We start from the raw sequence: 347 nt of genomic DNA, 5'->3' as shown, positions 1-347 counted from the left end.
AGCCCTCCTGCGCGAGGCCCCCGCCCAGCGAGGCCAGCGTGAACAGCCCGAGCCCGACCAGGAACATCCGCTTGCGCCCGTACAGGTCGCCGGCGCGCCCGCCGAGCAGCATGAATCCGGCGAAGGCGATGGCGTAGGCGTTGACCACCCACTGGAGCCCCTGCGCGCTCAGCGCGAGGTCGGCCCGCATCGACGGCAGGGCGACGTTGACGACGGACACGTCGAGGACGACCAGGAACTGACCGGCGCAGGCGATCGCCACGACCAGCCAGGTCGGCGGGGTGCGGTGCGGCGATATTCGGGATGCGGTGGACGTACCGCTGGCTTCCAGCATGAGCGTCATGGTC

1 pseudogene is annotated in these 347 nt (G+C 70.9%); it reads right to left on the bottom strand.

The window, feature by feature from the left end:
• Positions 1–235 (bottom strand): annotated as a pseudogene (locus ACF088_RS41290) (MFS transporter); the annotation flags it as partial.
• Positions 236–347 lie beyond the last annotated feature (112 nt).

Source organism: Streptomyces sp. NPDC015125 (assembly GCF_043080045.1).
Classification (GTDB): Bacteria; Actinomycetota; Actinomycetes; order Streptomycetales; family Streptomycetaceae; genus Streptomyces.
Note: the sequence above shows the minus strand (reverse complement) of the source record. Positions and strands in the feature narration are given on the sequence as shown.